Origin of the sequence: Actinoplanes sp. NPDC026670 (genome assembly GCF_040638175.1) — a bacterium.
Classification (GTDB): domain Bacteria; phylum Actinomycetota; class Actinomycetes; order Mycobacteriales; family Micromonosporaceae; genus Actinoplanes.
On the sequence record NZ_JBEZXU010000123.1, the window covers coordinates 1 to 14,424 of the forward strand.

General features: G+C 63.4%; 16 protein-coding genes. 10 read left to right on the forward strand and 6 right to left on the reverse strand.

The annotated features are described in order from the left end of the window. Positions 1-1,021: 1,021 nt before the first annotated feature. Together AB0E94_RS51300 and AB0E94_RS51305 are read right to left on the reverse strand one after the other, a co-directional pair. Positions 1,022-1,483 (reverse strand): hypothetical protein, encoded by a 462-nt coding sequence (locus tag AB0E94_RS51300; protein ID WP_360343769.1) that lies wholly within the window; start codon positions 1,481-1,483, stop codon positions 1,022-1,024. Between the two features lie 29 nt (positions 1,484-1,512). After that, the gene (locus tag AB0E94_RS51305) at positions 1,513-4,638 is read right to left on the reverse strand and encodes an ATP-binding protein (RefSeq protein WP_360343772.1); all 3,126 of its coding nucleotides are present in this window, start codon (positions 4,636-4,638) and stop codon (positions 1,513-1,515) included. Positions 4,639-4,895: 257 nt separating this feature from the next. Here AB0E94_RS51305 and AB0E94_RS51310 point away from each other — a divergent pair, with 257 nt between their 5' ends. Both AB0E94_RS51310 and AB0E94_RS51315 read left to right on the forward strand, forming a co-directional pair. Then, entirely contained in the window at positions 4,896-5,390 is a 495-nt protein-coding gene (locus tag AB0E94_RS51310; RefSeq protein ID WP_360343774.1) for a nucleoside-diphosphate kinase, read from the forward strand. Further along, positions 5,390-5,725 carry a hypothetical protein gene (locus AB0E94_RS51315; RefSeq protein ID WP_360343777.1) on the forward strand — a complete coding sequence of 112 codons (336 nt, stop codon included), beginning with the start codon at positions 5,390-5,392 and terminating at the stop codon, positions 5,723-5,725. The genes AB0E94_RS51310 and AB0E94_RS51315 overlap by 1 nt, the downstream gene beginning before the upstream one ends. Here AB0E94_RS51315 and AB0E94_RS51320 read toward each other — a convergent pair. The 4 genes from AB0E94_RS51320 to AB0E94_RS51335 all read right to left on the reverse strand — a co-directional run bounded on the left by AB0E94_RS51320 (position 5,722) and on the right by AB0E94_RS51335 (position 7,809). Further along, entirely contained in the window at positions 5,722-6,132 is a 411-nt protein-coding gene (locus AB0E94_RS51320) for an NUDIX hydrolase (RefSeq protein WP_360343780.1), read from the reverse strand. The genes AB0E94_RS51315 and AB0E94_RS51320 overlap by 4 nt on opposite strands. Beyond that, the gene (locus AB0E94_RS51325; RefSeq protein WP_360343783.1) at positions 6,129-6,782 is read right to left on the reverse strand and encodes an NUDIX hydrolase; all 654 of its coding nucleotides are present in this window, start codon (positions 6,780-6,782) and stop codon (positions 6,129-6,131) included. Before AB0E94_RS51325 ends, AB0E94_RS51320 begins: the two co-directional genes overlap by 4 nt. Positions 6,783-6,880: 98 nt before the next feature. Further along, the gene (locus tag AB0E94_RS51330; protein WP_360343786.1) at positions 6,881-7,234 is read right to left on the reverse strand and encodes a winged helix-turn-helix domain-containing protein; all 354 of its coding nucleotides are present in this window, start codon (positions 7,232-7,234) and stop codon (positions 6,881-6,883) included. A 245-nt stretch (positions 7,235-7,479) separates the two neighbouring features. After that, on the reverse strand, positions 7,480-7,809 hold the full coding sequence (locus tag AB0E94_RS51335) for a hypothetical protein (RefSeq protein ID WP_360343789.1): 330 nt from the start codon (positions 7,807-7,809) through the stop codon (positions 7,480-7,482). A 51-nt stretch (positions 7,810-7,860) separates the two neighbouring features. Here AB0E94_RS51335 and AB0E94_RS51340 point away from each other — a divergent pair, with 51 nt between their 5' ends. The 8 genes from AB0E94_RS51340 to AB0E94_RS51375 all read left to right on the forward strand — a co-directional run bounded on the left by AB0E94_RS51340 (position 7,861) and on the right by AB0E94_RS51375 (position 14,395). Then, on the forward strand, positions 7,861-8,100 hold the full coding sequence (locus AB0E94_RS51340; protein WP_360343792.1) for a DUF6284 family protein: 240 nt from the start codon (positions 7,861-7,863) through the stop codon (positions 8,098-8,100). 16 nt (positions 8,101-8,116) lie between these two features. Then, entirely contained in the window at positions 8,117-8,341 is a 225-nt protein-coding gene (locus AB0E94_RS51345; protein ID WP_360343795.1) for a hypothetical protein, read from the forward strand. Beyond that, complete coding sequence (locus tag AB0E94_RS51350; protein ID WP_360343798.1) at positions 8,338-8,934, forward strand: DUF2637 domain-containing protein; 597 nt, start codon at positions 8,338-8,340, stop codon at positions 8,932-8,934. Before AB0E94_RS51345 ends, AB0E94_RS51350 begins: the two co-directional genes overlap by 4 nt. Before the next feature lie 32 nt (positions 8,935-8,966). Beyond that, a complete protein-coding gene (locus AB0E94_RS51355) occupies positions 8,967-9,287 on the forward strand; it encodes a hypothetical protein (RefSeq protein WP_360343801.1) in 321 nt (106 codons plus the stop codon). A gap of 95 nt (positions 9,288-9,382) precedes the next feature. Further along, positions 9,383-11,554: a cell division protein FtsK gene (locus tag AB0E94_RS51360; protein ID WP_360343803.1), complete on the forward strand. Its 2,172-nt coding sequence runs from the start codon at positions 9,383-9,385 to the stop codon at positions 11,552-11,554. 140 nt (positions 11,555-11,694) lie between these two features. Then, positions 11,695-11,946, forward strand: a complete 252-nt coding sequence (locus AB0E94_RS51365; protein ID WP_360343806.1) for a hypothetical protein — start codon at positions 11,695-11,697, stop codon at positions 11,944-11,946. Between the two features lie 31 nt (positions 11,947-11,977). Next, positions 11,978-13,927: a DUF3987 domain-containing protein gene (locus AB0E94_RS51370; protein ID WP_360343808.1), complete on the forward strand. Its 1,950-nt coding sequence runs from the start codon at positions 11,978-11,980 to the stop codon at positions 13,925-13,927. A gap of 162 nt (positions 13,928-14,089) precedes the next feature. Then, positions 14,090-14,395, forward strand: coding sequence for a helix-turn-helix domain-containing protein (locus AB0E94_RS51375; RefSeq protein ID WP_360343811.1), 306 nt, complete (start codon positions 14,090-14,092; stop codon positions 14,393-14,395). Positions 14,396-14,424 lie beyond the last annotated feature (29 nt).

A 14,424-nucleotide genomic window follows, 5' to 3' on the forward strand; every position in this document is an offset into this window, starting at 1 on the left:
CCAGTCCTCCACCTTCAGCACCCCTTCCAAGATCAAGGAAGAGGGGGTTAACTTTCGCGGATCCCTACGGGGTCACTCTTCAGGAAGCGGCGACACCACCGTCCGCCCACACCCGCACTCATCCGTGACCTGCATCTGAATGGAGCGACGAACGGCGCCAGACTGCCCCGAGAGCGGGCGAACGAGACGCGATTTGAGACCGGCCGCCAGGCCCGCGGACGCACGTTTCGCCGTCCCTGCCAAGCGATGCAACGGTGGCTCCGCCACTACATCGGCCTGCCCTTCACGTTGCGTTCCGGGGTCATTACGTATTCGGACTGCTGGTCACGGCAGTGATGAGGTCGTGTGATCGGCGGTCGGCGGTCGGCGCGTCGATTGGCGCGGGCGATGTTGGTGGCGCCGTGGATGCGGTGCAGCCGATTGCGGTGTTACGCAGGGTTGCCATGGCAGCGGGTCCGGTCCCGGTCCGGTAGCGGCGCGGACGGGTGGTGATCGATGGGGTACAGGTTCGCAGCCAACCGGCCAGAACCGCGGTGACCAGGGCAGCGTCGAGGCGGGTCGCAGCCGCCACACCCTGGTGCCGGCCGCACGTCTCGGCTGAACCCGAGCCGTTGCCGGGCCGGATCGTCCAGGTCGTACAGCCAGTCGGCGATCGCCGTAAACCATGTGGGCCCGGCCAAGGGATGCCGCACCCCGCGTGGATTACGCGGGTCCGGGACTAGCCTCACGGCGGCTATGAGCCCTCCGTGTTCACCGTCGGTGACCTGCAGCGGGGACGTATCAATGCCGGGGGTTGCCACGGTCAGTGCAGAGATCAAGATTATTCCATCGGCGGGTGGAGTCCTCAGTGGTTGTGCAGCGTGAAGAACTCCATGGTCACCTTGAGGGCTTCACCCGCTCCATTCGCCTCCATAAAGGCCGATCACTGGACATCATCCCAGTTCAGGGCCCCCGGTCTGCGAGAACACCATGGCCCTGCATTGTGTTCACGGACTCACCAGCGCCGGCCTGCCGTTCGCACCTAGACGATGTTCGGCAAAACATACTGCTGAAGAAGGAGCCACAAAAGCGCATTGGAAACGACGATGAATACAATTATGTAGGTTTCGTGCCATCGATAGAAATTGGCCAGGCGCGGAGCTTTCCGAAAATTGACATCCACCACACTATTGACCAGAGAGCATTCCTCTTTGCGATAGTCGTACCAGGACGCCATATTCGCGCCAATCATTAATATTGTAAACAAAGCCACTAGACACAGAAGCCAACCCAGGGCCAGCAGGCCCGATTTAGCGACGTCCGCAGGAATTTCCCACTTTCGATAGCTGACAAACAAGGTAATCCCGCCACCGACGATTAGTGTCGCGAGAGATTGGTAGACCGCCAGAAAACGATGAACGTTCTCGTTCGACGCTCCGAGCTGCTGAAGTATGTACTTATAGCGCTCGACCTCAAAGTCCGAGCGCCCTAGCTTATCTTCCACCATAAGGACCCTATTCCTACCGAAACCGATCAGAGTTTATTATTCGCCTGGTAGCGCCGATCCCAGAGCAGAACATTCAAGGGTACGGGGTAGATTTCGTCAAGCGCTTCTTTTAGTGAGTCAATGACAATAAATTCACCGATGTGGTCGGAGACGGATTTCAGCAAAGCCCGGCGCATAGCCTTCAAGCCTGAGTCGGAGGCATCAGCCCAATCGTCAGTACTCACGTATAGCAGCCTAGCTAAACGGGCAATGAGCCAAAGGCGCTCACGCTCCGACAAACCCCTATCTTCATTAGCCATGATACGCATTAAGGGATTTTCATGCGTCAGTAAAATTTCTCGACCGATTTCAACTGCATCTTCCCCCTCATGCCCTACCTCGAACACTACACTGCTTGTAGGAATAAGAACGGACTGGTTCCCAAAGCGACGTCGCCGATAAGATTCATCCACAGAATTTGCACCCTGAAGAACAGGGTATGAGATGCCCGCGTCGTCTTCAGACCGCACCCAAATAGACGGACTCAGCCTTCGCTTCCACTTTAGTACAACTAGTGGTGGATCAGTAAAGGTCTGAAGTTCATTGACCTCCCACTGGCGACGAAGTAGCTGGGAGAAGTAGAAAGAGTCGTCGGACGAACCCAGAATCGGCAACGCCGGCAAGGGAAGTGCCTCATTAACGATGGATTCGATGATCTTCGTACTAGTGATTTCGGTCCGAACTTGTTCTAGGAAGTAACCGAGATGTCGAGTAAGTGGCCCATGAACGGTAGCGAAAGACTCAATCTTGGCCATCTCCTGCAGCGAAGTCAACCTCCTGCCGCTGACACTATCCTCAAGTATAAAACATTTAACTGCGTTCATCGCGTCGTCAAGCAGGGCTCGAGATTCGATACGTGCGTCACCGTAGCGATCCCCCAGCGGGCCACAAAGATACGGCACCTCCCTTGCCGCTCGCGGAAGTGAAAAATTGCGCTCCAATGTGAGCGATGTTACTTCCCGATTCACATGACTGGCGTAAGCCTCGTAAACCCGCCGGAGCGTATTCTTGTATTCAGGCGTACGTTCCAACAGCGATCGGGCAACATTGGTCTTTGGCGCCGCAGGCCCCGTCGCATTAACAATTGCGATGATTCCATCTCCACTCTGGAAGCCAGGGGAAACATTCGTAACACGAATTCCTTCAACGCAGAAGCCGATCATTCCCGAGCTCGGGTCTGAGGCAGGAACCTCCTCCCCAAAATGATCATTAGCAGAGGTCGTTGGCCCGAGACTCCACTCACGGTTCCAATAATCCCAACGGGTAGCAAAAGCAATTTCGAAGCCCTCTTTTTGGTGCACCTGCACGGACCAATCCGGGTTCTCTTCGGGAGAATCCGAAACGATTGACCGTCCCGCAGCACTCAGTGAGGCTTCCAAGGCCTTCTCTACACTCTCATATCCTATATCTTCAATACGGTCATCTGATTGGAACTCGATGTCACATCTCGGAAGCACGAGCCAGTGCCGCAGGATTGCACCTACGTCCTTGATTCCAGCACTTGGCCTTAGCTCCAAGCGGACACTTGTTCCATGCTCGCGTATGAAATCGGGCACCTTCTCAGAATCTTTATCGAGTAAGCGGATAAGGTAATCGCCATGCACCGACTCGAGCGTTAGTTCTCGTGCCTGGATGTCATCAGGGTGAGATGTTATAACTTGGACACGATCCGCGATCATGAACGCCGAGAGCACGCCAATGCCGAATCTGCTGATCGGATTGAAACTCGGATGACTCTTCTTAAAATCTGGATCTTGATAACGGGATGATCCCACTCTAAGAAAATTTCCCTCAATTATCTCCTGGGACATGCCTGTTCCATTATCAAGAACTTCGATAGTAACAAAAGGCGACATGTGTATCACCTTTACACTCGGCACGAAATCTTGGCTGGAAGACGTTAATTTTTGGAGCCGCACTGCATCGATGCTATTTTGGACTAGCTCGCGAAGAACTACCTGCGTGTCATTGTAGAGAGTGTGGCCGGTAAGCAAGTCCAAGATCTTGTGCTGATCGATTTCAAACTCAAACTGCCTCGCTATAAATCCCTCAGCCTCAATGTTCTCCGTGTCAATGAACCTCCATGGGAACTCGTGCTTTATACCGTGTTGCTTCACGCTCGCTAGGGCCCAATTCGACGACCTGCGCAATTCTTCCTGCGCGTATCGCAAGTACCTGGTTAAACCGAAGTAGCCTCGCTCATCTGTGAAGTCCGCGAATATCTCCACCGTGTCACGCGGTGCCCTTTCGTCAAGAACTCCCTCACGGTTAGTAGCTACTTTCGAGCGAACATTGCGTACGGCTTGCTGCTTTGCCCATTCACCTTGACTGACCGGGTTCGACGGATTAATAGCAAGGGCAGCAATGGAAGGCGTCCTATCTTCAGTAATATGAAGAAGATCCGCCGTGCGCAAGATTATCGCGGCGTATTGTACGTTCGCGGTCTCAGCGGGAACCCGGCCGTACGGGGCCCGAACCTTATACTTAATAATGTCATTCAGATCCTCTTTATGGTGACTTTCGCAGACAATTCCAAGGTCTTTAACGAAAGCCGAATGTAGCGGCTTCACCAAGTCTGCGAGGACTTGGACTAATGCAGGGTCGTATCCTAGTGATTTACTAGGAGAACCTGATAGCCAGCTCCTGACCCTAGAAGCATGATGCGTCCGCACGAACTCCTGATAGTGGAACCTTTCCCTCTCGGCCGGCGCGAGCTTTTCGATACTGGCTAGATAGTCTCTGGACTTGTCATCTTCGGAGTCGTGTAAGTCCTTTATGTAATCCCGGAAACCCGATTCATTTCGTCGGTCATACTCAGTTGCCGTGACAAGAAGTCCAAAGTCATGAAAGTAGACTCCAAGTGCAATCATGAGCCAGTCGGCTGAGCTCATTATTTCTTTTGAACCCGGCGGGATAAGCCATCCGCATATATCAAGCATCCCATCAATGTGCGTGATGTCGTGCTTCGTATACTCTTGAAATATCTGCATGCGCCCGAAATGCTTAAGCGCTTCGTCGACTGTACTTCGCGTCAAGTCGAGGCTAAAGCCTTTGAATGCATTCAATTCGGCTGCCTCGGTAGCCTTAATTTCAACTTCTGTTCTGAAGGTCATGATCTCATCCCGTCTAACGACAAGCAGGGATAGAATACCGGCGACGCCTCCGAAGGTAAACACCTAGCCTACCGACGGTGACTATGTCCGAATGCTCTTCGGGCACCAAGTTCCAACAAGCTTACGGTTCTACACATTGCCACAGCTATCGCAGAATTTGCCCCTTCCTCTTCGTAAAGACATTCTAGTTAGACCAACGTCGCGATTATTATTCGGTGTAGGATAGAATGCGTGCGATCACAAGAATGGAGTGTTGCATGAGCTCTGTTGAGCGAACATTGGTGCTCTTGAAGCCTGATGCCGTTGCCCGCGGCCTGGTTGGCCGCGTGGTTCAGCGGTTTGAGGATGCTGGGCTGAAGGTTGTGGGCACGAAGATGGTGCAGATTGACGCCGAGTTGGCGCGCAAGCACTACTTCGACCTTGAGGAGCGGTTCGGTAAGTCGGTCTTCGACGTGACTGCCAACTTCATGCAGACCGGACCGGTCATCGCCTACGTCCTTGAAGGCGTTGAGGCTGTCGCGAACGTTCGGCGCCTGGTGGGCTCAACGTTCCCGAACCAGTCGGCTCCGGGCACGATTCGTGGGGACTTCGCGCACACGTCGAAGGCGTACACCGAGGCCAAGCACATCGTTGCCGCCAACCTCATTCACGCCTCGGGCAATGTCGAAGAGGCAAAGTACGAGGTTGACCTGTGGTTTAACGCCTCTGAGCTGTTCGACTACCAGACCGTCGCTGAGAAGTACGTTTTCTGATGGTTGACGAGCAGGTCGAGGAGCTGCCGGCTCTCAGTGAGGTTCGGCAGGGCTTCGAGGAAGCGCGCGATCAGGGGGATCACCGCGCGGCGGCCGAGTACGCCTACGCGCTGGCGATCCGGCTGAAGTGGATCGGGCTCTTCTCGGAGGCCGAGCACTTCGCCGCCGAATGTCTGGCGCTCGCCGAGATCCTGCCTTCGGCGACGCTCGATGATGTGGTCTCGACCCGCTCGTCTGTGGGCGGGGTTCCGCTCCCGGACCACTTCCATGACGACGTGGTCCGGTGGCGGCTCGCCAACCTCCTCGATCCGGCCGAGGCCGGCCGCGGGCTTTAGCGGAGGTTGGCGTCCAGGTGCTCCTGCACCGGGCCGAAGAACGGATACGGGACGTACGCGGTGAGGGTGGCGCGGTCGCACCACGCCACCTCCGCCAGTTCCTCCGGGTCGCCGACGTGGGCTTCTCCGCTGACGACGTCGCACGCGATGTAGATCATGGTCCGGCCGGTGTTCGGGTGGACGCGTTCGCCGAGTTCCTTGGTTGCGCGCACGGTGAGGCCGGTCTCCTCCAGCGCCTCGCGGACTGCGGCGTCCTCGCCGGTTTCGCCGGCCTCGACCTCGCCGGCCGGGAACTGCCAGGACAGCTGGCCTTCCTTGACGTTGCGGCGGGCCATCAACACCTGCCCGTCCTGGACGATGATCGCGGCGGCGATCGGCGGGCGTTCGGTGCTGTCGGTGTTGCTCATTGTTCCCCTTCCAAGGCGCGCAGAATCGGCGCGTAAATCCGTTCTTCTGGGATGAAGCGAGTGATCCTCTGGCTGGGCACCCACAGGGCGCTCGCGTTCTCGACGGCATCGAGGTTCTGGACCTCGCCGGCGAGGTAGTCGCAGAGGAAGTAGCGGGCGTTGACTCCCGTGAGCGGGTGGATGCGGGTGCCCAGCTCGGTACGGACCGAGCAGTGGATGCCGGTCTCGGCGAGGGTTTCGCGGCTCGCGACGGTGGCCGGCTTCGCGCCTGGCTTGACGATGCCGGCGGGGAACTGCCAGTCCAGTCCACCGGGGTCGGCGTCGCGCCGACAGACGAGCAGGACTTCCGCGTCTTTCACCACGATCGCGATGGCGACGGTGAGGGAGACGGCGTTGCTGACGGCCTGGGCTTCGGCGTCGTCGTCGGCTTTGAGTTGGCGGGCGAAGCGGAGCTTCACTGGCTCGTCTGATCGCTCGTACGCGGTGTCGAGCGCCCGCTGTAGCTCCGGGCGGATCACGATGTCCGGGCGTTCGTTCCAGGAGGCGATCGTGCGTTTCGCGACGCCGATCAGGGCGGCTATCTCGTCCTGGGACATGCGCAGAGCGGCTTGGAGTGCGATGGCGTGCCGGCCGGTCCATTGGTCGATCACGATGCGCCGGGCTGGTTGACTCATGACACCGACCTCCGGCCGGGTGCCGCGAGCAGACCTGTCCTCGCCGACTGAGTGAGGCGCAGGTCAACCGGCATCTATCCGTCGGCGACCGTCAGGGTTGTTCCGGCGGGATAGACCTCGGTCGAACCGTCTGCGCGCGTGACAGTCAGGGCTGTCGATGACGTCGCGCTGTCGCCGGGCCTGAGTTGGATGTGGGCGGGCGTGTCGACGACGAACGTCCCGTAGCCGTGGCGGACCTCGATCAGGCCTTCGCTGCGCAGGATCGCCAGCGCGCGGCGCACGGTCTCCCGAGCCAACCCGAATTCGTCGTGGAGATCCTTCTCGGAGGGCAGTCGCTGCCCCGCGGAGAATGATCCACTGGTGATGCGCTCACGCAGGACGCCGGCGAGCTGCCGGTAGGCAGTCCCCTCACGGTCCGGCGTGATCATGTGGTCACGCTAGGTCGAGTGGAATAGTCCGGTGGACGTGTATACGTCTAGACGTGCCGCAAATTCGGCAACTACGGCATCAGTAGCATTTCGCCACCTCGGCAGCATCGTTCATCACCGATGCATCAGTCATGCATCGGCGATGGGTTCTTGGCTCATCGGCAGTGCGCGGAAACCTCGGTTTACTTGGCCTTACCGAGAAACGGCGCCAACGAAGGAGGTGAGGAAGCGATGACCGGAGGCGCTTACGCCGACCCGCGGCGTGGACGGGAAGCCTGCCACTCGCGGATCGTCGCCGGACGCCAGGCCGGCGAGCGGCCGAACATCCGGTCAGGCTCCGGCGCCTGGCCACGCGAGACGTAAGCCGCCCACGTCGGGCGAGTGATCTCGGCGCCAACGGAGCGCAGGTAGTCCAAGACGAGGTCAGTCGTCCACCAGTCGTCCGGCAGTTCGCCGCTCGTCTCGCTCATCGCCGGTGAGATTACGCGATCTGCCTGCACCGACACAGTCACCGATTCCACGTAAGCAGTCATCGCCTTGCCTGAATACAACGTCGCGTTGTAGCGTGCGCCCATGACTACAACCTCGAGTTGTACTCGGGTCGGGATCAGACCGGAAGGACTTCCGTGTACCGCGACCCGATCTCCGAAGAGCCCACCCCTGCCCACCTCGACGCCATCGAGCGCGAACACCGCCTCCTGGAGGCGGAACTCGCCCTCGTCGACGCCGAGATCCTGTTCTTCACCGCTGAGCCGAAGCCGACCCAGCTCGACTACCGCCGGCTCCGCCGCGCTCAGAACCGTGTCCTCCGCGAGATGGTCGCGCTCCTGGAGCGCTACCTCCGCTCGATCGACGACGCCGCCTGAGCGGGGAGGGCCGACCATGAGTCTCGGCATCTTCTCGCTGCTGCTGATCGCGGCGATCGGAATGCTCCTGATCGACCGCAAAACGCGCGGACGGATCGTCTTCGCCGTCCTCTGCGCGCTGATGCTCGGCCTGGTCATCGCCGGCAGCAACGGCGTCCTGGCCCGGCCCTCTCACGCGGTGGTCGACGGAGTGCGTGACGGACTGGCCTCGATCGGCCGGTCCCTGGGTGGTGGGCGATGACGGCCACCACCCGGCTGTCCCGGATTCGGTGGGGCGTGCGGGCCGTGCTGCTCCTCGGAGTGGCGACCTCGGTTGCCGCGAACATCCTGCACGCCGAACCGAATCCGATCAGCCAGACGATCGCGGCGTGGCCGCCGCTGGCTCTCCTGCTGACCGTCGACCTGATCTCCCGGGTCCCGGTGCGCAAGAGCTGGCTCGCCATCGTGCGGCGGACGGCTACCGGCACGCTCGCGGCCATCGCGGCGTTCGTGTCCTACGGCCACATGGTCGGCGTCGTGTCCCGGTACGGCGAGGTCGGCGCTGTCCCGTACCTCATCCCGCTGTCCGTTGACGGCCTGGTCGTCGTCGCGTCCGTCTGTCTCGTCGAGCTGAACGCGGACATCAAAGCGGACACCAAGCCGGACACGGTCGCGGACATCGTGACCGCCGAACCTGTCCGCCCGAAACGGGGCGCGAGCAGGAAGAACAGCACCGCCACGGCGGTCGCCCGGATGCGTGACCGGCATCCAGAGCTGGCGACCGGCGACATCGCACAACGCCTCGGCGTCACGGCCAGAACCGTCCGCCGCCATCTGTCCACCAGCGCGACCTGACCGATCGGAGAAGTCCCATGCAGGAAGACGAAATGCGCCAACGGGCGATCACTGCCCTCAACGCTCTCGGCGACGACGCCGAGAAGATCGGTCAGACGTTGTTCAACGGCGGATGGCTCGGTCAGCCCCTCGATTCCGGAGGCTGTCCCATCGCCCGCTACCTGACGACCGTCCTGCCGGATGTGGTGGGCGTGGCCGTCGGCAACGACGAGGTGACGGTGTTTCCGATCGACGGCCCGGACGTCGACGTCACTCTGCCTCTGGCCGTCGCGGGATTCGTTGCCGCCTTCGACGTGGACGCCTTTCCGGAGCTGATCGACCAGGCCGGAACCGTCTCCGTGCCGGACATCTGACTCAGCCCGGGGCGCGGCCTCCCGGCCTCGCAAACCATCGGCCGCGCCCCGGTCCCACCCGATCAGCCTTGAGACCTCTCGGAGGAATCCTCATCATGGCAACCCCTTCGCCGGACGGCGAATTCGACTGGACTGCCGCGGAAGCTCAGGTCGGCGACATCGTCGACCTGGGGTCCGCACGGCGCCGGCACCAGCCGGACAACTGGACTGCGGACGTCGACGACGAACACGACGACCTCGGAGACGAACCGATCGCCGTCGACCCGCCCGACTCCGGCGCCAAGGTCTCGTGGGCAGAAGCGTCCGCACACCGGCGCCCGATCGTGCCCGCATGGCTCCGTTCCAAGAGCGAGGCCCTTGCCCTCGCCCGCTGGATCATCGGCCACTACACGCACGTCACCGGCTATCACCTGGTCCGGATGCCCCTCTACGCCGGTCGGCTGCTGGTCCGCGCGCCCCGAGGTGCGGTCCGGGCGGTCGCCGGGACCGCCCGGTGGGCCGCGGACGCCGAAGGCCGGCCCGTGCGGCTCGCCGCCGTTCGGCGCGAGGACGCCGACGAATACCTCAAGCTCTCCCGGCAGCGCGACGCCAGAGTGCGGCTCCGCTCGCTGATCCTGACCTTCGGCATTTCGGTGGGCACGCTCGGCGGAACGCTCCTGGTCATCGTCGCTTCGCAGGAGATTCGGTACGCCGTACTCGCGGGACTTGTCGGCCTGCTCGGAGTGGCCGGCTCACCTGCGGACAAACCGCTCATGGACGTGGCAGCCGTGAAGCCGCGCGTCCGGAAGCTCACTGCTGACGTGCTCACCCGGGCGTTCCTCGCCGCCGGTCTGTGCAAGCCGGACGACCTGATCACGTTCCCGGCGCCGATCATGCGGGACGGTCCCGGGTGGCGCGCGGTTGTCGACCTGCCGTACTCGGTGAAGGCCGACACGGCGATCAAAAAGCGGAACGATCTCGCGGCCGGTCTCGACCTCGACGAGGTTCAGGTGTGGCCGGAGCGGGTTCGTGGCTCGGCGGGTTCGGCGCGACGGGTGGCGCTGTGGGTAGCGGACGAGGACCCGTACGCGAAGCCCTCGGGTCTCTGGCCATTGATCTTGAAGGGTGTGGTGGACGTCTTCGAGGCGTTCCCGTTCGGGGAGGACCAGCGCGGGCGTGTCGTGCGGTTGCAACTCATGTTCACGTCGCTGCTGATCGGGGCGGTCCCGCGGATGGGCAAGACGTTCGCCGCGCGTCTGCCGGCCCTCGCCTGTACGCTTGATCCGATCGTTGAGCTGCACATCTACGACGGCAAGGGTGGGCAGGACTGGCGGGCCTTCGAGCGGGTCGCGCACCGGGTCGGCTTCGGGGTGCGGGACGAGGTCGTTCTCGGCCTGGTCGAGGATCTGCGCGCCCTGGTCGTCGACATGAACCGGCGGTACGACACGATCGCGACCCTGCCGGCCGAGATCTGCCCGGAGTCGAAGGTGACCCGGGCGATTGCCGAGCGGCGCTCGCTGAAGCTGTGGCCGGTGCTCGTGTCGATCGACGAGTTTCAGCGCTACAGCGGGCACCCGCTCTACGGGGACGAGATCGTGAGCCTGCTGACCGAGCTGTGCAAGGTCGGGCCGTCGGTCGGGATCATGATCTCGCTGGCCACGCAGAAGCCGGACGGCAAGGCGGTCCCGACCGATCTGCGCGACAACATCGGTACCCGGTTCGCGCTGAAGACGATGACGTGGCAGTCGTCCGAGGCCGTACTCGGGGCGGGCTCCTACACGGCTGGTCACGACTCGTCGCGGTTCCAGCGTGCCCACAAAGGGGTCGGTATCCTGCTCGGCGCCGATGACTCCGGGGCGGTCGAGGAAGCGGTGACCGTCCGGACCAACCGGACGCCGATCGCTGACATCGACACCGTGATCATGCGGGCCTACGCGCTCCGTCAGGCTGCGGGGACGCTCACCGGGGGCGCGGCCGGCGAGGTGCTGGCGCTGCCTGGTCCTACGTCGTCGCTGCTCGACGACGTGCTGACGGTGGTCCCGGCCAGTGAGCCCAAGGTCTGGTCGGAGACTCTCGCGGCGCGGCTCGCCGAGCTGCGGCCGGAGACGTACGCCGGATGGAAACCCGAACAGGTCGCGGCCGCGCTGAAGCCGTTCGGAATCCCGGTCGGCCGACAGGTGTGGGGCAGCGATCCGGTGACCGGCGAGAAGGCGAACCGGAAGGGCATCCACCGCGAGGACGTCGCGTCGGCGGTCGCCGAGCGTAACCGGCGACGCCGGGCCGCATAGCGCTAGCAGGCCGCTAGATCTAGCCCCGGGTGGCGCTAGATCTAGCGGCAGGGCTAGCCCCAGAAAACCAACCTCACCAGGACGCTAGCGCGCTAGCGCCCATACCGAATCACGCCCTGAAACTGCCTTGGAGGCCATCGGTGGACCTCGTCCGCGTCGTCGCTAGCCTGCTCTGCCTCGCCCTGCCTGCTGTCACCCTCTGCTACGCCGCTGTCTGCGCGGCCTCGCCGTTCGGCACCTGCCGCCGCTGCTCCGGCCGGGGCCGGCTCGGCACCGGACGCGGACTCCGAAGCCGGGCCTGTCGGCGCTGTGACGCCACCGGCATCCGCATCCGGTTCGGCCGGCGCCTCTTCAACGAACTCGCCCGCGTGCACCGCGATGGCACCCGCTGACCTGCCGCGCCGATCGACGGGATCTCACACAGTGACTCGCACTCCCCCGCATGACATCGCCGCGGAACAGGCCGTCCTCGGCTCCGCGTTGCTGGCTCCGCGGCTCGTTGCGGACCTGGCCGACGTCGTGCAGCCCGAAGACTTCTACCGCGCGGCGCACGCCGAGCTGTGGCGCGTGTTGGTCGGGCTGCACGCCGCGGGCGAACCCGGGGACCTGATCGCCGTCACGGCCTACCTGATCGACCTCGGATCGCTCGGGCGGCTCGGCGGAGTGCCCTACCTGCACACCCTCATCGCCGCCGTCCCCACCACGGCGAACGGCCCACACTACGCCCGAATCGTCGCCGAGCACGCTCGGCGACGTGAGGTCGCCGACCTCGGAAGCCGACTTACCCGGCTCGCCGGAAGCAACGGCGACACCAGCGATCTCCTCGCGGCGGGACGGGCGCTGCTCGACTCCGCGCCCGTCCAGGCGTGGCCGGACCCGATGCCGCTGTCGGCTCGTCGCGCTCCGAGCGCCTTCCCGGTCGAGGCACTGCCGAGCTGGGTCGCGGACATGGCTGGCGCCGTGGCTGAGTTCACGCAGACGCCCGCAGATCTCGCCGGGTGCATCGCCCTGGCCGCGCTGTCGACCGCGGCCGGTGGCCGGGCTGAGGTCGAGATCCGCGGGTCGTGGCGCGAGCCGGCGAACCTGTTCACCGTCGTCGTGCTGCCTCCCGGCTCGCGGAAGTCGGCCGTCTTCACAGCGCTCATCCGCCCCCTGCTCGCCGCCGAGTCCGTGCTGATCGAACGCACCCGGCCGGCCATCGTCGAAGCCGAACTCGCGTTGCGCGTTGCGGCCAAGGCTGCGGATCGGGCCGCCAACACAGCGGCAGCCGCGATCGATGCGGGCGGACGGGATCGGCTTCTCGCCGACGCGACCGCGGCCGCGATGGCGGCTGAGGCGATCACCATTCCGTCGCTGCCGCGCCTGGTCGCTGACGACGTCACCAGCGAGCAAGCCGCATCACTGCTGGCTGAGCAGGGCGGACGGCTCGCCGTGCTGTCACCCGAAGGCGGGATCTTCGCGACCCTGGCCGGCCGGTACTCGGGTGCGCCGAACCTGGAGGTCTTCCTCAAGGGGCACGCCGGCGACATGCTCCGGATCGACCGGCGCTCACGGCCCGCCGAGCACGTCGACCAGCCGGCGCTCACGCTCGGCCTCGCAGTGCAACCCGAGGTGCTGCGGGACATCGCCCAGATGCCCGGCTTCCGTGGCAAGGGTCTGCTCGCTCGCATCCTGTTCGCGGTCCCGGAGAACACCGTCGGGCGCCGGCGGATCGGTGCCGACCCGATTCCGGCCGCTGTCGCTGACGCGTACGCCGAGAATCTGACCGCCCTGGTCGTCGGCCTCGCCGCTCTGGACGAGCCTGCCGTCCTTCCGCTGAGCCCTTCCGCCAACGAACGGATGTTGGCGATCGAGCGCGACATCGAACCGCGGTTAGCGCCGTCCGGGACGTGGGCGCACATCGTCGACTGGGGCAGCAAGTACGCCGGTGCCGTCGCCCGCATCGCTGGGCTCCTGCATCTCGCCGAGCAGCTGCCGAACGAGCGGGACGGAGTGATCGAGGCCGGGACGTTCGACCGGGCCGCCACGATCGGCGCCTACTTCGCCGAGCATGCGCTGACCGCCTTCGACGACATGGGCGCCGATCCACTGGTCGACGACGCCCGTCACGTCCTGGCCTGGATCGAGCGCTCGCAGACCGAGCGGTTCACCAAGCGCGACCTGTTCACCGCGCTGTCGCGCGGCCGGTTCCGCAAGGCCGCCGACCTCGATCCCGTGCTCAATCTCCTGGTCGCGCACGGCTACCTCCGGCAAGCGCCGGCACCCGAACGCCGTGGCGCCGGCCGCGCACCGTCGCCGGGATGGCTCGTCCACCCGGAAGTCCTCCAGCCCGCGGGCACGGTCCAGCCGATCAGCGCCGGACGGGTCTCATGATCCGGCCTTCCCATCCGCAGAATCCGCGGAATCCGCAGAACGACCAGGCCGGAGCCATTGCGCGGATATCGCGGATTCTGCGGAGCACTCCGCGCGGTCCGCCGCTCGACCTGTCCTCTCCCGCGACCACCCCCCGATCACCTCTCGAAAGGCACTCGCAGGATGACAGCCGATCCGAGCGGCGAAGCCGCCGAGATCCCCACCGAACCCCTTCGACTGGTCCTCACGATCGAGCAGGCCGCCCGGCGACTCGGCATCGGCAGGACCCTCATGTACTCGCTCGTCATGGACGGCGAGATCGAATCCGTGACCATCGGCCGGCTCCGCCGAATCCCGGTCGAATGTCTCACGGAGTACGTGACCAAGCTGCGCGCGTCGCAGCACGACGACGACCAGGCGGCGTGGGACTGTAAAAACAACGGTGTAACTCCTGATCAAGGAGACGCACCTGATGACCATGACGACTGACGCCGTGGATACTGCCGCGGTGGCGAAGA

Bases quoted from the DNA above. Each gene is read 5' to 3' on its own strand.
- AB0E94_RS51305 (WP_360343772.1), bottom strand. From the start codon at position 4,638: ATGACCTTCAGAACAGAAGTTGAAATTAAGGCTACCGAGGCAGCCGAA.
- AB0E94_RS51310 (WP_360343774.1), top strand. From the start codon at position 4,896: ATGAGCTCTGTTGAGCGAACATTGGTGCTCTTGAAGCCTGATGCCGTT.
- AB0E94_RS51315 (WP_360343777.1), top strand. From the start codon at position 5,390: ATGGTTGACGAGCAGGTCGAGGAGCTGCCGGCTCTCAGTGAGGTTCGG.
- AB0E94_RS51320 (WP_360343780.1), bottom strand. From the start codon at position 6,132: ATGAGCAACACCGACAGCACCGAACGCCCGCCGATCGCCGCCGCGATC.
- AB0E94_RS51330 (WP_360343786.1), bottom strand. From the start codon at position 7,234: ATGATCACGCCGGACCGTGAGGGGACTGCCTACCGGCAGCTCGCCGGC.
- AB0E94_RS51335 (WP_360343789.1), bottom strand. From the start codon at position 7,809: ATGGGCGCACGCTACAACGCGACGTTGTATTCAGGCAAGGCGATGACT.
- AB0E94_RS51345 (WP_360343795.1), top strand. From the start codon at position 8,117: ATGAGTCTCGGCATCTTCTCGCTGCTGCTGATCGCGGCGATCGGAATG.
- AB0E94_RS51350 (WP_360343798.1), top strand. From the start codon at position 8,338: ATGACGGCCACCACCCGGCTGTCCCGGATTCGGTGGGGCGTGCGGGCC.
- AB0E94_RS51355 (WP_360343801.1), top strand. From the start codon at position 8,967: ATGCGCCAACGGGCGATCACTGCCCTCAACGCTCTCGGCGACGACGCC.
- AB0E94_RS51360 (WP_360343803.1), top strand. From the start codon at position 9,383: ATGGCAACCCCTTCGCCGGACGGCGAATTCGACTGGACTGCCGCGGAA.
- AB0E94_RS51375 (WP_360343811.1), top strand. From the start codon at position 14,090: ATGACAGCCGATCCGAGCGGCGAAGCCGCCGAGATCCCCACCGAACCC.